The organism is Streptomyces sp. NPDC015242 (assembly GCF_043079125.1).
In the GTDB taxonomy this organism is placed as follows: domain Bacteria; phylum Actinomycetota; class Actinomycetes; order Streptomycetales; family Streptomycetaceae; genus Streptomyces.
Genome location: NZ_JBIBUF010000007.1, coordinates 42,977 through 59,054 on the forward strand (window position 1 = coordinate 42,977; position 16,078 = coordinate 59,054).

A 16,078-nucleotide genomic window follows, 5' to 3' on the forward strand; every position below is an offset into this window, starting at 1 on the left:
GTGGTGCCGTGAGCAGTCAGAGATCGAAGTCGAGGTCGAAGCCGGAGGGGGCGGGCAGGAGTGCGCCCAGTGAAGTGGCCGGGTCGGTGGTCGCCGTGTCGAGCAGCGAGGTGAAGGTGTCGCGCCAGCCCTCGACGGTGTCGCGGTGCAGCAGGCCGGCGGCGTACTGCCAGGCGACACTCAGGCCGCCCGGGGTCTCGTGGACCTGCATGTTGAGGTCGAACACGGCCTGTCCGGTCTGTTCCAGGCGCAGCGGTACGCGGGTGCCCCGGAACTCGACGGAGAGGTAGCGGGCGCTGTGCAGCGCGAGGAGCGCGTCGAACAGCGGGGTGCGGCTGTAGTCCCGCCCGGGTGCCGTCCGGGCCACGACCTCCTCGAACGGGAAGTCCTGGTGGGCGGAGGCCTGCTCGGCAGCCTCGCCGGTACGCCGCAGGAAGGTGTCGTACGGCAGGGCCGGGTCGGCGTCGAGGCGCAGCACGACGGTGTTGGCGAACATGCCCACGGTGCGGTGCAGTCCGGGGACGGTGCGGCCGGAGACCGGGGTGCCGATCGTGATGTCGGCCGTGCCCTTGAGCCCGGCCAGCAGCAGGGCGTACGCCGACGCCAGCACGGCGAACGGTGTGACGTCGTGCGCGCGTGCCACGGCGCGGATCCGCTCGGTCCGTTCACGGCCGAGACCGAAGACGAGGACGTCGCCGTCGAGTGCGCGCAGCGGCGGGCGGGGGCGGTCGGTGGGCAGGTCCGCCGGGTCGACCGGTTCGGCGAACACCTCCTCCCAGTGGGGGGCCTGCGCCTCGCGGGCCGCGGTGGCGTCGCGCCCCCGGAGCCACACCGCGTAGTCCCGGTACCGGCGGGCGGGCGGGGTCGGTTCGCCGCCCTCGTACAGCAGCGCCAGATCCTCCAGGAGCGGGGTCAGGGAGAAGCCGTCGACGATGATGTGGTGCAGGTCCAGCCGCAGCCGGACGCCCTCGCCCGCCCGGTGCACCTCGGCGCGCCACAGGGGTGCCCGCGCCAGGTCGAAGGGGCGGACGAACGCGCCGGGCGGGGTGGCGTCGCGCGGGTCGTCGACCACCCGGACCGAGGGTTCGGTGCGGGCCTCGACGCACTGGCGGACCTCGCCGCCCTCGACGGTGAAGCGGGTGCGCAGCGCCTCGTGGTACTCGGGGAGCCGCCGCAGGGCGTCCGCGAGGCGCGCCGGGTCGGTCCCGGCGGGCAGGTCGAGGGTGACGGGCACGTTGTAGTGCACGGCCCGCTCGTCCTTGATCTGCTCCAGGTAGACCTGCCGCTGCTGCGGGGTCACCGGGTAGGTGCCGGCGTCGGGCGCGGCCGGGATCCGTGCCGCGGCGGTCGCGGTGGAGTCCCGCAGCAGTGCGGCGAGACGGGCGGGTGTACCGCTGCGCAGGACCGCGCCGGCCGGGCAGTGGCGGCCCAGTCGCTCCTGCGCCCCGGCGGCGATCAGGGTGGCGGTGAGCGAGTCGGCGCCCAGGTCGCGCAGGTCGTGTCCGGTGCCGATGCCGGTCAGGCCGAGTGCCGCCTCGGCGAGCTCGACGAGGGTGCGCTCGATCTCGTCGGCCGGCGCGGTGTACGGGGTCGCGGCCAGCAGGGGTGAGCCGTCCGGGTCCGGCAGCCGGCCCCGGTCCAGCTTGCCGGTGTGGGTGAGCGGCAGCCGCTCCAGGGGCACCAGGTGGGTGGGGACCATGTGGCCGGGCAGGGTGCGGGCGAGGTGGTCGCGCAGTTCCTCCGGCCCGGGCGGCCGGGGGCCCGCGTAGTAGCCGCACAGCCGCAGGTCGCCGCGGCCCGGCAGGGGCCGTGCCGTCACGACGGCCTCGGCGACCCGGGGGTGGCCGAGCATGGCCTTCTCGACCTCGGCGGGTTCGATGCGGAACCCGCGGATCTTGACCTGGTGGTCGCGGCGCCCGAGGAAGTCGATCACTCCGTCGGGCCGCAGCCGCGCCAGGTCGCCGCTCCGGTACATCCGGCCGCCGGGGACGAAGGGGTCCTCGGTGAACCGCTCCGCGGTGAGGTCCGGCCGGCCCAGGTAGCCGAGCGTGACGCCCGCACCGCCCAGGCACAGTTCACCCGGCACGCCCACGGGGCACAGGCGGCCCGCCTCGTCGAGGACGTACGCGGTGGAGTTGGCGATCGGCCGGCCGATGGGAATGCGGCGGCCGTCCAGGTCGTCGCGGGTGACGCGGTGGGTGAGGGAGAACGTGGTGTTCTCCGTCGGCCCGTACCCGTTCACCACGGTCAGTTCCGGGCACGCGTCGAGGGCTTTCGCCACGTGCGGGGAGGAAAGCGCGTCACCGCCGACGACGAGTTCCCTCAGGGAGCGGAAGGCTTTCGCGTCCTGTTCCACCAGCTGGTTGAAAAGCGGGGAGGTCAGCCACATGGTGGTGATCCGCCGCGTGCTCAATTCCCGGCCCAATTCCCGGGCGTTGAGAATGACGTCCCGATCGGCCATGTGGAGACTTCCGCCATTCAGCAGCGGTCCCCATATCTCGAAGGTGCTCGCGTCGAAGGCGACCGAACCGGTGGGCAGCATTCTGGTGTCCGGCCCGAACGGTACGTATGCCGTTCCTTTGACCAGCCGGACCACGTTGCGGTGCGTGACCTGGACGCCTTTCGGCGTGCCCGTGGTGCCGGAGGTGTAGCAGATGTACGCCAGGTCTCCGGCGGACGCGGGGCCGTCCGGTGACCCTGCCCCGGTGTCCTGGAGCCCGGGGGTGGCGGCCGGGAGGGGCGCGGCGGCGTGCTCGTGGTCCCGGACGTCCACGGTCAGGACCGTGCCGTCGAAGGGCGGGGCCGCCGGGAGGCCGGGGCCGCTGACCAGCACCCGCACCGAGGAGTCGGCCAGCAGCCAGCCGGTGCGCTCGGCCGGGTGGTCGGGCTCCAGCGCGACGTAGGCCGCTCCGGCGCGGAGGATGCCCAGCGCCGCGACGACCAGCTCCGGGCCGTGTGCCGCGCGCAGTCCCACCCGGTCGCCGGTGCGCACCCCGCGGGTGCGCAGCTCCGCCGCCAGCTCCGCCGACCGGCGGTCGAGCTCGCGGTAGTCCATGCGACCGTCGGCCCAGGTGACGGCGGTGGCCTCCGGGGCGCGCCGGGCCTGCTCGGCGAAGAGTCCGTGGACCGTGGCCGTGTCCGGCCAGTCGACGGCCGTGTCGTTGAGGGTGCCGAAAATCAGCGCCAGCTCGTCCTCCGAGAGGAGGTCCGCCTCGCCGACGGTGGCGTCGGGCCGGCGGGCGAGGAACTCCCGTACGCGCAGCAGGTGCTCGGCGAAACGTTCCATCGTGGCCGGTTCGAACAGGGAGGAACGGTACGCGAGGCGGGCCCGGTCGCCCTCGTGGGTCAGGAGCAGCTCGCACGCCTCGCCGGGCGCCGTCGCGGCCCCGGCCCCCGTCGGCGTGCCGGGTGCCGTGTGGTCCGCGTACCGCACCGGGGCGCCTGCCGGGGGCCCGGCGGGCCGCGGCGCGGCGCACCCGGCCAGCAGCGCGGCGACCGGTCCGGCCGGGTCCACGGTCAGCGTCAGGGCTCCGCGGTCGCTGTCGACGAGGAGCCTGCGGCGGCCGGTGTACCGGTGCAGCAGTACGGCGTACGCGGCGAGGAGCAGGGCGCTCTCCTCGTCCCCGCCGGTGCCGTGGCGCGGCAGGGGCGGCAGGTCGACGGTGAGGGTGCGCAGGGGCGCCGTGCCGCTGTCGAGGGCGCGCGGGTGGTCGGTGACGAGCAGGACGGGTTCGCCGGCGTCAGGAGCCGGAAGGGACGGCGTCGTTCTTGGTCTGCTGGTCATCGGCCGCGGTCACCCCCAATCTGAACGGGGTGCGGCGGAAGAGGACGACGGTGAGGATGCCGGGCGCGGCTGCGAGCGCGGCGACGGAGACGATCAGCCCGTGGTAGTGGCTGTCGGTGAGCAGGAAACCGCCCAGCGCGGAACCGGCGGGCAGGGCGCCCGCCATCACCGTGCGCATCAGCGTCATGGCGCGGCCCCGCATCTCGTTGGGCACCCGCGTCATGCGCACCACGCCGCCGAGGACGGTCATGGGCGCCGACAGGATGCCGTTGAGCGCCAGCCCGAGCAGGATCCAGGGCAGCGCGGTCGGGATGAGGAAGAACAGGACGGCGCCGGACAGCAGTTGGAAGACACCGATGCGGAGCATCTGCTTCTCGGAGGTCTGTACGGCGCCGGAGACCAGCGAGCCGATGAGTTCGCCCGCCGCCATCACGGCCAGCATGAGGCCGAGGACCCCGGGCCCGCTGTCGAACTCGAACTTCGCCAGCCACGGCAGCGCGACCACCAGGGCGCCGGCGGAGACGTTGAAGGCGCCGAACGAGAGCGTCAGCACCAGCAGGAACCGGTCGCGGACGATGAGCCGGAAGACGGGCGCCCAGCCGGGCCGCCGCGGTGCGTCACCGGTGGTCTCCGCCGGCTCGGGACGGCCCATCGGGGCCTTGATCCTGCTGATCAGGAAGGCGAAGAGCAGGTAGGTCGCGGCGTCCAGGAGCAGGACGTTCGGGGCGCCGACGAGGGTGATCAGACCCGCGCCGATGGCCGGGCCGAGGACGTTGGCGGCGCCCATGGCGGTGGCTTCCAGGCCGGAGGCCGCCTGGAGCTTGTCGGCCGGCACCAGTTCGGGCAGCACGGCGGGTGTACCGGCCAGCGGAATGATCTTGAGGAAGCCGTAGACCAGCGCCACGACGTACAGGTGCCAGGCATGCAGGGAGTCCGCGACGGCGAGGAGCGGGATCAGCGCGACGACCACGCCCCGGAACACCGAGTCGTAGATGAACAGCTTGCGCCGGGAGAACCGGTCGAGAAGCGGGCCGACGACGGCCCCTCCGGCGATCACCGGGAGCGTGAGACAGACTCCCAGGATTCCCAGCCCGGCGGCGCCGGCCTCCTCCACCGTGATCCAGGCGAGCGCGGCGTAAGTGGCACCGTCGCCGAGCAGGTTGAGCACCAGAGCCGACCAGAGCAACCGGTAGTCACCGATGCGCAGGATGGCCAGATATGCTTTCACGTTCCACACCGTTCAGTAGGCCGAGATGGGCAAGCTAAGCCGGCGGGTGGCATGAAAAGGCGCCAACTCCGCGGCTGGTGTGCGAATAGGGAAGACGCCAGGGCGTGATGTACCGGCATGCCTGCGGGCATGCGTCGACGATCCCGGCGTTCTTACGTATGACCTGTCAGGCGTGCTCGTTTCCGGCTCTCGAGTCCGGAATCCCCCGTGCGAGTGTCCTCAAGAAGTGCCCCCACCCCCGTCAGCGGCTGCCGGAGCAGCGCGCGTTTTCCGCCGATCGTTCTAACAGTTCGCGTGAAACGCGTCAACGACGGTGGAGCCAGGCGGAATGGCCTGTTCTGCAGCTTGAGTTCGGGCGGGGGGCGATGGTGCCGAAGAATGGACCGGACGCCGCTTCGCGCACCCTCCCGGCGTCGGCCGGCTCCCGCGGCGGGCGGCCCGGACGGGTTCCCGGAGCGGCGTGGCGGCCGCATGCACGCCGCTGATCACGGCGCATGTCGGCGGTGGGAGGGTCCACCCTTCGTCGCGGGGCGCGTACGCCCCGTGTGCGGGGTCCGGGGGGCGGTCCGGGACGCCGGCCGGACGGCTCGTGGGAGGGGCGGGGGAGGCGGTGTGTCCGATCGGCTGATCGAGTTCCTGACGGATACCCACGCTTTTCAGTCACGATGGCTACACAATTTGTTCGCCTTGTGACCGGTGAACCGGCGGTTTTCCCGCAGTTACCCCCTCAGGACCGCCGGCCGACGGCCCGGCGTCACCGCCCGCGCAGCGCCTCGGCCCGGCGGCCGCACGGTCGATCCGCAGGCGGTCCTCCGTGGTACGGTCCTGCCGCCGTGCACCGCTGCGAACCGAGGAGGTGAGACCGATCAACGCTGTGACAGGTCGGGCCTCCCTCCCTCGCATGGCCTGAGGAGCGCCCGCAGAGGCATCCCGAAAGGCATGAATCGCATGCGCTTCACCTCAGAGACGTCGTCCGGCGGCGTCCGCGAACAGCTCTTCACCCTCGGCGAGATCCCCGGTGTGCTGTGGACGCCGGAAGGCGCCGCCGCCACACGTCCGCTCGTCCTGATGGGACACGGTGGCGGTCAGCACAAAAAGGCCCCCGACGTCCTGGAGCGTGCGCGCCGTTTCGTGACCGCATGCGGTTTCGCGGTCGTGGCCGCCGACATCCCCGCCCATGGCGACCGGCCGAAGGTCGAGGAGTACGAGCGGATCGTGGCCGAGAACCAGGCCCGCGTGGCAGCCGGTGAGGACCTGGCGCCGCTGATCGCCGACTTCCAGGCGCTCGTGGCCCGGCAGACCGTGCCGGAGTGGCGGGCGGTCCTGGACGCGGTTCAGCGACTCGGGCACGTCGGTGCCGGCCCGGTGGGGTACTGGGGCGTCTCCCTGGGATGCGGACTCGGTGTTCCGTTCGTCGCCGCCGAACCGCGGGTCCGCGCGGCGGTGCTGGGCCTGGGCGGGGCGCAGGCCTCGGCCGAGGCCGCCACGCGGATCACCGTCCCCGTGGAGTTCCTGGTGCAGTGGGACGACGAGCGGGTGCCGCGGGCGCAGAGCCTGGCGCTGTTCGACGCCTTCGCCTCGGCCGAGAAGACGATGCACGCCAACCCCGGCGGGCACGGGGAGATCCCGGCGTTCGAGCTGGAGAGCACGCTGAGGTTCTTCGCCCGGCACCTCGGCTGACACCACGGCCGGCGACGCGCCGGCCGGGAACCGGTTCCCGGCCGGCGCGTCCCCTGAAGCGGTCGGCACGGCCGACGGAGTTCCGGTTCGGCGGATCGGCCGATGACGAGCGGCAGCGGTGGTAGTAGTCTCCGGAGACAGCCCTTGACCTGCAGAAGCAGGCAGGGAGCCGATCTCCGGGAGCACACCATGCTGCGCACCATGTTCAAGTCCAAGATCCACCGAGCCACCGTCACCCAGGCCGACCTGCACTACGTGGGATCCGTGACGATCGACGCCGATCTGCTCGACGCCGCCGACCTGCTGCCCGGCGAACTCGTGCACATCGTGGACGTCACCAACGGAGCCCGCCTCGAGACGTACGTCATCGAGGGCGAGCGCGGCTCCGGCGTGATCGGGATCAACGGCGCCGCGGCTCATCTCGTCCACCCCGGCGACCTCGTGATCATCATCAGCTACGCCCAGATGACCGACGCCGAGGCGCGGGAGTACGCGCCGCGGGTCGTGCACGTGGACCGCGACAACCGGATCGTGGCCCTGGGCGCGGATCCGTCGGAGCCGGTACCGGGCTCGGACCAGCAGCGCAGCCCGCAGGCCGTCGGGGCCTGACGGAGGACGGAAGCGAGGAGCGTGTCCATGAGCGACCCGGAGATCCGTGACGACCGGGAGATCCGTGACGATCGGGAGGCGGGCCGTCTGGAGGCCGTGGCCGACGGCGAAGTCCTCGGCCACATCGAGTACTTCGTGCTCGACAGCCCCGAGCAGGCCCTCGTGCCCGTCCACACCGTCGTCGAACCGGCCCACGAGGGCAAGGGCATCGCGGGCTCCCTGGCCCGTGAGCTCTACGCTCTCGCCGCCCGCGAGCGCAGGACGGTCGCTCCGCTCTGCCCCTACGTCGCCAAGTGGGCCCAACGCCACCCCGACGAGGCGCCGCCGGCGGGCGAAGCCCTGCTGAACGCCGCGAAGGACTGGCTGCGGGCCCACCCCGGCCGCTTCTGACCGACCGCACGCCCGGCACCCAGGGTTCGAGCCGCCCCGGTCCCGCACCGGGGCGGCTTCGCGTGCCGGAGAGCCGGAACGCCCGACGACGCCGGGACCTCCCCCACCTGGCCCCCTCTCCGTCCCGCCCGGGAGTGACTGCGGAGGCGGGTGCCGGGTAGGCGGGGGAGTAGTCCAGAGCCGGAGTCGTCCCACTGGCTGGAGGACCTGATGACGAACCCGTATCCCGACCCCGTGCCGCCGGCCCCGACACCGGGACCGGATCCCACACCCCCCGAGCCGCCGGGTCCCGACCCGGTGCCGAACCCGCAGCCCCCGCCCGGCCCCGAGCCGACCCCGCCGCCGCCGTCGCCCACGCCGCCGCCGGCCCCGACCCCGCCCCCGCCGCCCGGGCCCGGCCCCGTACCGAATCCGCAGCCGCCCGATCCGTCGCCGATCCCCCCGGGCCCGGAACCCGTACCGAACCCCGAGCCCGGACCGCCGCTCTCCTGACCACGGCAGGAGAACGGGGCCGGTGGACACCACGCAAGGTGTCCACCGGCCCCGCCGGCCCGCACTCGGAACGCTCGACGCGGCCGGCGTCCGGCCCCGCCCCACGCGCCCCCGGCGCGCAGCGCTACGCCGTGACCTCCGAGCGGTCCCCGCCCCACAGCGTGTGGAACGACCCCTCGCGGTCCACCCGCCGGTAGGTGTGCGCACCGAAGAAGTCCCGCTGCCCCTGCGTCAGCGCCGCCGGCAGCCGCTCCGCGCGCAGCGCGTCGTAGTAGGCGAGCGCCGCCGCGAAACCGGGCGTCGGCACGCCCTGCCGGGTCGCGGCGACCAGCACCTCGCGCCAGTCGTCCTGGGCATCGGCGATCTCCTGCGCGAACGTGTCGTCCGACAGCAGGCTCGGCAGGTCCGGCCGGGCGTCGTAGGCCGCGCGGATCCGGTCGAGGAACGCCGCCCGGATGATGCACCCGCCGCGCCAGAGCGCGGACACCGCGCCGAGGTCGATGTCCCAGCCGTACTCCCCGCGCGCCGCGTCGATCTCGTGGAAGCCCTGCGTGTACGACACGATCTTCGACGCGTACAGCGCCTGCTCCACCCGGTCGGCGAACGCCCGGGCCTCCGCCTCGCCGAGCGGCTTCGCCGTGGGCCCGGCCAGCCCGCGCGAGGCCTCCCGCAGCGCCGCGTGACCCGACAGCGACCGCGCGAACACCGCCTCGGCGATACCCGACACCGGCACGCCCAGATCGAGGGCGATCTGCACGGTCCAGCGGCCGGTGCCCTTCTGCTCGGCCTGGTCGACCACGACGTCCACGAACGGCTTGCCCGTCTCCGCGTCCACGTGCGACAGCACCTCGGCCGTGATCTCGATCAGGTAGGAGTCGAGGCGGCCCTGGTTCCAGGTACGGAAGATGTCGGCGATCTCGGCGGGGGAGTAGCCGGCGACGTCCCGCAGCAGCTGGTACGCCTCGCCGATGAGCTGCATGTCCGCGTACTCGATGCCGTTGTGCACCATCTTCACGAAGTGCCCGGCACCGTCCGGTCCGACGTGGGACACGCACGGCGTGCCGTCGGCCGCCTTGGCCGAGATCTTCTCCAGCATCGGGCCGAGCGAGTCGTAGGACTCCTTCGGGCCGCCCGGCATGATGCTCGGGCCGTTCAGCGCGCCCTCCTCGCCGCCGGAGACGCCCATGCCGACGAAGTGGATGCCCTGCTCGCGCAGCTCCCGCTCGCGGCGCCGGGTGTCCGCGAAGTGCGCGTTGCCACCGTCGATGATCATGTCGCCGGGCTCCAGCAGCGGCGCGAACTCCCGGATCACCGCGTCCGTCGGGTCACCGGCCTTCACCATCACGACCAGCCGGCGGGGCCGCTCCAGCGCGGCCACGAAGTCCTTCGCGCTCTCGCACGCGATGAACTCCCCCTCGCCGCCGAACTCCTCGACCAGCGCGTGGGTGCGCGAGGGCGTCCGGTTGTGCACCGCCACCGTGTAGCCGTTGCGGGCGAAGTTACGGGCGAGGTTGCGGCCCATGACGGCCAGTCCCGTGACGCCGATCTGCGCTGTACTGCTCATTCGGTTCGCTCCTAAAGACCTCGGTACCGGTGCCGCCGGCGGGTACCCGCCGGCGTGACCCCCGCCGACCATCCTGGCGTGCCGCCACCTCGGCCGCACGCGCGGGCCGGACGGCGTCGCGCAGGACGATACGCACGGCAGCCCCTCTCGCACTCAGCCGAGGTACGCGTCCCCGCGCGCGCCGCACCCGCGCACCGCGTGGCGTACGCGATGCACCGCCGGGGCGCACGTCGCGCAACAGGGGCCCCATACCGGCCACTTGAACCCCCGGGCGGCCGATACGCGTCTTGTTCTGGCCGGTTCGCAGCGCTTACTTTTGCCCCTCCTGACGCATGTCTAGGGGGGCTTTCGATGGCCGTACGCGGCCGGCACCGCCGGTATCAGCCGAACAGGATCAACCGCGCCTCACTCACCGTCACCGCGGGCGGCGCGGGCATGGCGCTCCCGTTCCTGGGCGCCGGCACCGCCCAGGCGGCGGACGTGGACACGTGGAACAAGGTCGCCGCCTGCGAGTCGAGCAACGACTGGAACATCAACACCGGCAACGGCTTCTACGGCGGGCTGCAGTTCACCCAGTCCACCTGGGAGGCCTACGGCGGCCGGGCCTACGCGTCCCGCGCGGACCTGGCGACCAAGGACCAGCAGATCGCGGTCGCCGAGAAGGTGCTCGACGGGCAGGGCCCGGGCGCCTGGCCGGTGTGCTCGGTGCGGGCCGGGCTGACCCGGGGCGGCGGCGAGCCGGACATCCGCCCGGCGGCCGAGCGCACGAAGCAGCGGGAGACGAAGAAGAAGACCTCCATCGAGGAGGTCCGGCCGCAGTCCACACCGCAGTCCCGCGCGGGCAGCGCCGAGATGTACACCGTGGTCCACGGCGACACCCTCTCCGGCATCGCGTCCGACCGCGAGGTCCGGGGCGGCTGGCGCGGCCTGTACGCGGCCAACCGCTCGACCATAGGGGGCGACCCCGACCTCATCGTGCCCGGCCAGCGGCTGGCCCTGCGTGGCGAGGGCGGTACGAAGACGCGTCCCGCGCACAAGCCGGCGCCGAGGAAGCCGGCGGCGGACCGCCCGAAGGAGCGCGTCGACGACCGCCCGAAGGAGCGTGCCGAGGGGCGCACGAAAGAGCGCGCCAAGGACCGCTCGCAGGAGGCCGGAAAGGAGCGGGCCGCCCGGTCCACGGCCACCCGGCAGGGCCTGGTCGCCCCTGTCAGCGCCTCCCTCGGAACGCCCTACCGCAAGGCCGGTTCGTCCTGGTCGAAGGGCTACCACACCGGCATCGACTTCCCCGTGCCGACCGGCACGTCCGTGAAGTCCGTCGCCGCGGGCCGGGTGGTCAGCGCCGGGTGGGGCGGCTCCTTCGGCTACCAGGTCGTCGTCCGCCACGACGACGGCCGCTACAGCCAGTACGCCCACCTGTCGGCGATCTCCGTACGGGACGGGCAGACGGTGAGCGCCGGCCAGCGCATCGGCCGTTCCGGCTCCACCGGCAACAGCTCGGGCCCGCATCTGCACTTCGAGGTGCGGACGGGGCCCGGTTTCGGCTCGGACGTCGACCCAGTGGCGTACCTGAGGGCCGGCGGCGTCAGGATCTGATCCGTACCCGGTGCCGGTCCAGCGCCGGCAGCGGCACGTACGGGAGGTTGTAGAAGGGCAGGTAGGAGAGCGGGCGTTCGCCGTCGGTGTCGTGGTCGGGCACCGACGGCACCCCGCTCTCGTACGGCCCGTCCGGGAGGACACGCGCCGCCGGCACGAGCACGTCCGGCACGAGCACGTCCGGCACGAGCACGTCCGGCACGAGCACGTCCGGCACGAGCGCACCGTCCACGAGTTCCGGCACGAGCACGCCGTCCACCGGCTCCGGGACGCGCACGCCCTCCACCGGCTCCGGCAGGCCCGGGCGCACCGCCGTACCGAGGCCGAGGCCGAGACCCGCGGTGTCCACCGGGACCGGTCCCGTACCGGTGCTGCCCAGCGCGCCCCGCTCGCTCTCGGGCCGGTCCTGCGCGAGCCGCTCGGTGGTCAGCAGGATCAGACCGCCGGCCGCCACCACGCCACAGCCCAGGGCGAGCACGGTGCCGGCGGTGCCGTAGCGGAACGTCTCACCGAACATCGTGATGCCGACCGCCGCCGCCACGACCGGGTTCACCACCGTCAGCGTCGCCAGCGGCGCCGTGAGCCCGGCGCCCCGGTAGGCGGCCTGCGACAGCAGCATGCCGGCCGTGGCCAGGACGCCGATCACGGCCAGGGAGGGCAGGTCGGCCGCGGACACGCCGCCGGTCCAGTCGACGGCGACCGTCTTGGTGAACACCGAGGACATGCCGAACGCGATACCGGAGGCGGTCGCCAGCAGCATGCTGCGCACCGCCGGGTGCCGGTGCGCGGCCCGCGCGGCGATCATCAGCACGACGACGGCACCCGCGGTGACCAGGGCGACGGCCACCCGCTCGGCACCGGTCAGCGACTGCGCTTCGGCCGCGGCGACCAGGGACAGCAGTCCGGCGAGACCCACCGTGGCCATGATGGCGCCGCGCCAGGCCGTGGCACCGGCCCGGCGGCCGACGAACAGCGCGGCCATGGGCAGCGCCACCACGATGGTCAGCGCGCCCAGCGGCTGCACCAGGCTCAGCGGGCCGTAGGCCAGCGCCACCACGTGCAGCAGACCGCCCAGGCCGTTGAGCGCGACCGCGGCCCACCAGCCGGGCCGGCGCAGCGGCGCGTACTCCTCGCCGGGCGAGGACTCCGCCACCCGCTCCTGCACGATGGCCCCGCCCGCGTAGGCGACCGCGGAGACGAGGGAGAGCAGGACGGACAGAGCGAGGGCGCTCATCGGCTGCTCCTCTGCGTCTGGCGGGGGCGCTCGGCCCGGCGCGGCGATCGGTCTGCCTTCATGACAAACACCCTGCCGTGTCCGGGTCTTCCCGTCGTCGTCCCTGAGCACTCATTGGGTCCTACTGCCGATGGAGTACGAGGGGAGCCTCGTCATCCCCAGGGTGGGCGGCTCGAGTCGGGGGCCACCCCGGCGCGTCCCCTAAGGGCCTTGGTACTACTGGTCCTCGTGGACCTCGACCCCGGCCTCGCGGCGCTCCGCCCGCTCGGCGGCTTCTTCGTGCTGCGCACGGACCCCGCGGCGGCCGGGCCTCTTCCCACTCTCGCACAGGCCTACGCGGAGGCGGCAGCGGACGAAGGGGGAAATCCGCTGATTTTCCGTGTGCGCAAGGTCGCCCGGGCCCTGGGCGTCCCGGAGCCGCGTGTGGCCGCGTCCGTGGCGCACCAGGCACTCGCGGCCCGGCTGTGGTCGGTCGCCCTCGGCTGCGCCGTGCTGTACGGCAGCCTGCCCGACCTGGACGCCCGCCGTCTGCGCTGGGACCCCGACGGCAGTGCCCCCGACGACCTCTGGCTGTCCGGCGTGCGGCCGCTGCCCGCGGAGCCGGAGCACCTCGCGGAGGTCGTCCTGGACGGGCACCTGGTCCCGCTGGCGTCGGCCCTGCGCGTCCACCACCGCCTCGCACCGGGCCTGTTGCGGGGCAACTCCGCCTCGGCGCTGGCGGGCGCCGCCCGGGAACTGGACCGCTGGGCCCGCCGCCACGGCCGCCCCGGCGCCGCCGCCAGGGCCCGCTCCCTGGCCGCGCGCCTCCTCGCCCATCCGCAGCTCAGCGGCGCCGGCACCCTCACCGGCACGGCCTTCCGGCGGCGCAGCTGCTGCCTGTACTACCGGGTGCCCGGCGGGGGCGTCTGCGGCGACTGTTGTTTCCCGAGGGCGCCCCGCTCTTCCCCACGCGCCCCATCTGGGTGACCATGAAAGGGAACGGCCGTTGAGAGCAGGGAGTTGCGGGTGCGCGTCGGACTGCTGACCCGGGAGTACCCGCCGGACGTGTACGGCGGTGCCGGCGTCCACGTGGAGTTCCTGGCCCGGGAGCTCAGACCCCTGGTCGACCTGGACGTGCACTGCTGGGGCGAGGGCCGCGCCGACGGCGTGCTGCGCCACCGCCCGTGGTCCGCGCTCGACGGCGCCAACGACGCGCTGCGCACGTTCTCCGTCGACCTGGCGATGACCGCCGCCCTGGAGGGCCGCGAGCTGGTCCACTCCCACACCTGGTACGCCAACCTCGGCGGCCACCTCGCCAAGCTGCTGTACGGCATCCCGCACGTGATGACCGCGCACTCCCTGGAGCCGCTGCGCCCCTGGAAGGCCGAGCAGCTCGGCGGCGGCTACGAGCTGTCCAGCTGGGCCGAGCGCACCGCGATCGAGTCCGCCGACGCGGTGATCGCCGTCTCGGGGGCGATGCGCGAGGACATCCTCGGCTGCTACCCGGCGCTGGACCCGGAGAAGGTCCACGTCGTGCACAACGGCATCGACACGAGCCTGTACCGGCCCGACCACGGCACGGACGCCCTGGACCGGATCGGCATCGACCGCTCGCGCCCCTACGTGCTGTTCGTCGGCCGCATCACCCGCCAGAAGGGCGTGCCGCACCTGCTGCGCGCGGTGCGGGACATCGACCCGGCCGCGCAGGTGGTGCTGTGCGCGGGCGCCCCGGACACGCCGGAGATCGACCGGGAGTTCCGGGAGCTGTTCGCGGAGCTGAGCGAGGTCCGCGACGGCGTGCACTGGATCCCGAGGATGCTGCCGCGCCCGGAGGTCATCCAGCTCCTCACGCACGCCGCGCTGTTCGTCTGCCCGTCGGTGTACGAGCCGCTGGGCATCGTGAATCTGGAGGCGATGGCCTGCGGCACGCCCGTGGTGGCCTCGGCGGTGGGCGGCATCCCGGAGGTGGTGGACGACGGCAGGACCGGCCTGCTCGTCCCGGCCGGCGACGGCTTCGAGGCGGGGCTCGCCCGGGCCATGGACGCCGTGCTCGGCGATCCGCAGGCCGCCCGGAGGATGGGTGAGGCCGGGCGGGAGCGCGCGGTCGGCGAGTTCGGCTGGGACGCGGTGGCCCGGCGCACGGTGCGGCTCTACGAGGAGATCGTCAAACAGGCTTAGTGGGTACTGGTCAGGGGCAGGCATCGGGAAATCGGCGTGAGGGGAGCGGCCATGCGTGGTGGTGGTCCTTCGGTCCTGGGGATCGTGCTGGCGGGTGGTGAGGGCAAGCGGCTGATGCCCCTGACCGCGGACCGGGCCAAACCGGCGGTGACCTTCGGCGGCACGTACCGCCTGGTCGACTTCGTCCTGTCCAACCTGGTCAACGCCGATGTGCTGCGCATCTGCGTCCTGACGCAGTACAAGTCGCACTCGCTGGACCGGCACATCACCACCACGTGGCGGATGTCCAACCTGCTCGGCAACTACGTCACGCCCGTCCCCGCCCAGCAGCGGCTCGGCCCCCGCTGGTACCTGGGCAGCGCCGACGCGATCCTGCAGTCCCTGAACCTGATCTACGACGAGCGGCCCGAGTACGTGGCCGTCTTCGGCGCCGACCACGTGTACCGGATGGACCCGCGCCAGATGCTCGCCCAGCACATCGAGAGCGGCGCGGGCGTGACGGTCGCCGGGATCCGGGTGCCGCGCACCGAGTCCTCGTCGTTCGGCGTGATCACGCCCGGCTCGGACGGGCAGACGGTGGAGCGCTTCCTGGAGAAGCCGTCCGCCCCGCCCGGGCTCCCGGACGACCCGAACTGCGTCTTCGCCTCGATGGGCAACTACATCTTCACCACCAAGGCCCTCATCGAGGCGCTCAAGCGGGACGCCGAGGACGAGTCCTCCGTGCACGACATGGGTGGCTCGATCCTGCCCCAGCTCACCGACCGGGGCGAGGCCGCGCTGTACGACTTCAGCACCAACCACGTGCCCGGCGAGACCACCCGCGACCAGGGCTACTGGCGGGACGTCGGGACACTGGACGCCTACTACGAGGCGCACATGGACCTGATCGCCGAGCGCCCCGCCTTCAACCTGTACAACCGCAGCTGGCCGATCTACACGCACTCGTACCAGCTCTCGCCGGCCCGCTTCAACGCGGGCGGCATCGCCAGCGAGTCCATCATCAGCGCGGGCTGCCTGGTCCGCGGGCAGGTCACGCGGTCGGTGCTGTCGCCCGGCGTCGTGGTCGACCCGGGGGCCGTGGTGCAGGGCTCGGTGCTGCACGACAACGTGCACATCGGCCGGGGCGCGGTGGTGCGCGGCGCCGTCCTGGACAAGAACGTCGAGGTGCCGCCCGGCGCGACCATCGGCGTCAACCCGGAGCGGGACGCGGAGCTGTACACGGTCTCCAAGGGCGGTGTGATCGCGCTCGGCAAGGGCCAGCTGGTCACCTGACGAGACACCGGCGGGGGACTTTGTCCTGCCTCTGGACGAAGCCCCCGATCCGTGTTGTCATGCCAACGTCTTGTA

Annotated in this window: 11 protein-coding genes; 7 read left to right on the top strand and 4 right to left on the bottom strand. The window is 73.2% G+C overall.

The features are described 5' to 3' along the window. Positions 1–16: 16 nt before the first annotated feature. Entirely contained in the window at positions 17–3,784 is a 3,768-nt protein-coding gene (locus tag ACF07N_RS23055) for an amino acid adenylation domain-containing protein (RefSeq protein WP_392115948.1), read from the bottom strand. Then, on the bottom strand, positions 3,741–5,012 hold the full coding sequence (locus ACF07N_RS23060; protein WP_392115951.1) for an MFS transporter: 1,272 nt from the start codon (positions 5,010–5,012) through the stop codon (positions 3,741–3,743). Before ACF07N_RS23060 ends, ACF07N_RS23055 begins: the two co-directional genes overlap by 44 nt. A 948-nt stretch (positions 5,013–5,960) precedes the next feature. Here ACF07N_RS23060 and ACF07N_RS23065 point away from each other — a divergent pair. From ACF07N_RS23065 to ACF07N_RS23075, 3 genes are all read left to right on the top strand, one after another. Beyond that, positions 5,961–6,692 carry a dienelactone hydrolase family protein gene (locus tag ACF07N_RS23065; RefSeq protein ID WP_392115954.1) on the top strand — a complete coding sequence of 244 codons (732 nt, stop codon included), beginning with the start codon at positions 5,961–5,963 and terminating at the stop codon, positions 6,690–6,692. A 189-nt stretch (positions 6,693–6,881) separates the two neighbouring features. Further along, on the top strand, positions 6,882–7,301 hold the full coding sequence (gene panD, locus ACF07N_RS23070; RefSeq protein WP_383332517.1) for an aspartate 1-decarboxylase: 420 nt from the start codon (positions 6,882–6,884) through the stop codon (positions 7,299–7,301). A gap of 27 nt (positions 7,302–7,328) precedes the next feature. Then, positions 7,329–7,691, top strand: a complete 363-nt coding sequence (locus ACF07N_RS23075; protein ID WP_392115957.1) for a GNAT family N-acetyltransferase — start codon at positions 7,329–7,331, stop codon at positions 7,689–7,691. A gap of 616 nt (positions 7,692–8,307) precedes the next feature. On the opposite strand, the gene gndA is transcribed toward ACF07N_RS23075, so the two are convergent. Next, positions 8,308–9,747 (bottom strand): NADP-dependent phosphogluconate dehydrogenase, encoded by a 1,440-nt coding sequence (gndA, locus tag ACF07N_RS23080; RefSeq protein WP_392115960.1) that lies wholly within the window; start codon positions 9,745–9,747, stop codon positions 8,308–8,310. 351 nt (positions 9,748–10,098) lie between these two features. Between gndA and ACF07N_RS23085 the strand changes: the two genes are divergently transcribed. Then, positions 10,099–11,340, top strand: a complete 1,242-nt coding sequence (locus ACF07N_RS23085; RefSeq protein WP_392115963.1) for a transglycosylase family protein — start codon at positions 10,099–10,101, stop codon at positions 11,338–11,340. Here the strand turns inward: ACF07N_RS23085 and ACF07N_RS23090 are convergent. After that, complete coding sequence (locus ACF07N_RS23090) at positions 11,330–12,574, bottom strand: DMT family transporter (protein ID WP_392115966.1); 1,245 nt, start codon at positions 12,572–12,574, stop codon at positions 11,330–11,332. The two genes, ACF07N_RS23085 and ACF07N_RS23090, sit on opposite strands and share 11 nt — an antisense overlap. A 210-nt stretch (positions 12,575–12,784) precedes the next feature. Between ACF07N_RS23090 and ACF07N_RS23095 the strand changes: the two genes are divergently transcribed. Genes ACF07N_RS23095 through glgC form a run of 3 tightly spaced genes read left to right on the top strand, consistent with a single transcriptional unit; the run spans position 12,785 to position 16,003 of the window. Beyond that, positions 12,785–13,540 carry a (2Fe-2S)-binding protein gene (locus ACF07N_RS23095; protein WP_392115969.1) on the top strand — a complete coding sequence of 252 codons (756 nt, stop codon included), beginning with the start codon at positions 12,785–12,787 and terminating at the stop codon, positions 13,538–13,540. A gap of 39 nt (positions 13,541–13,579) precedes the next feature. Further along, positions 13,580–14,731, top strand: coding sequence for a glycogen synthase (glgA, locus tag ACF07N_RS23100; protein ID WP_383332505.1), 1,152 nt, complete (start codon positions 13,580–13,582; stop codon positions 14,729–14,731). A 51-nt stretch (positions 14,732–14,782) separates the two neighbouring features. After that, entirely contained in the window at positions 14,783–16,003 is a 1,221-nt protein-coding gene (gene glgC / locus ACF07N_RS23105) for a glucose-1-phosphate adenylyltransferase (RefSeq protein WP_383332503.1), read from the top strand. The last annotated feature ends 75 nt before the right edge of the window (positions 16,004–16,078 follow it).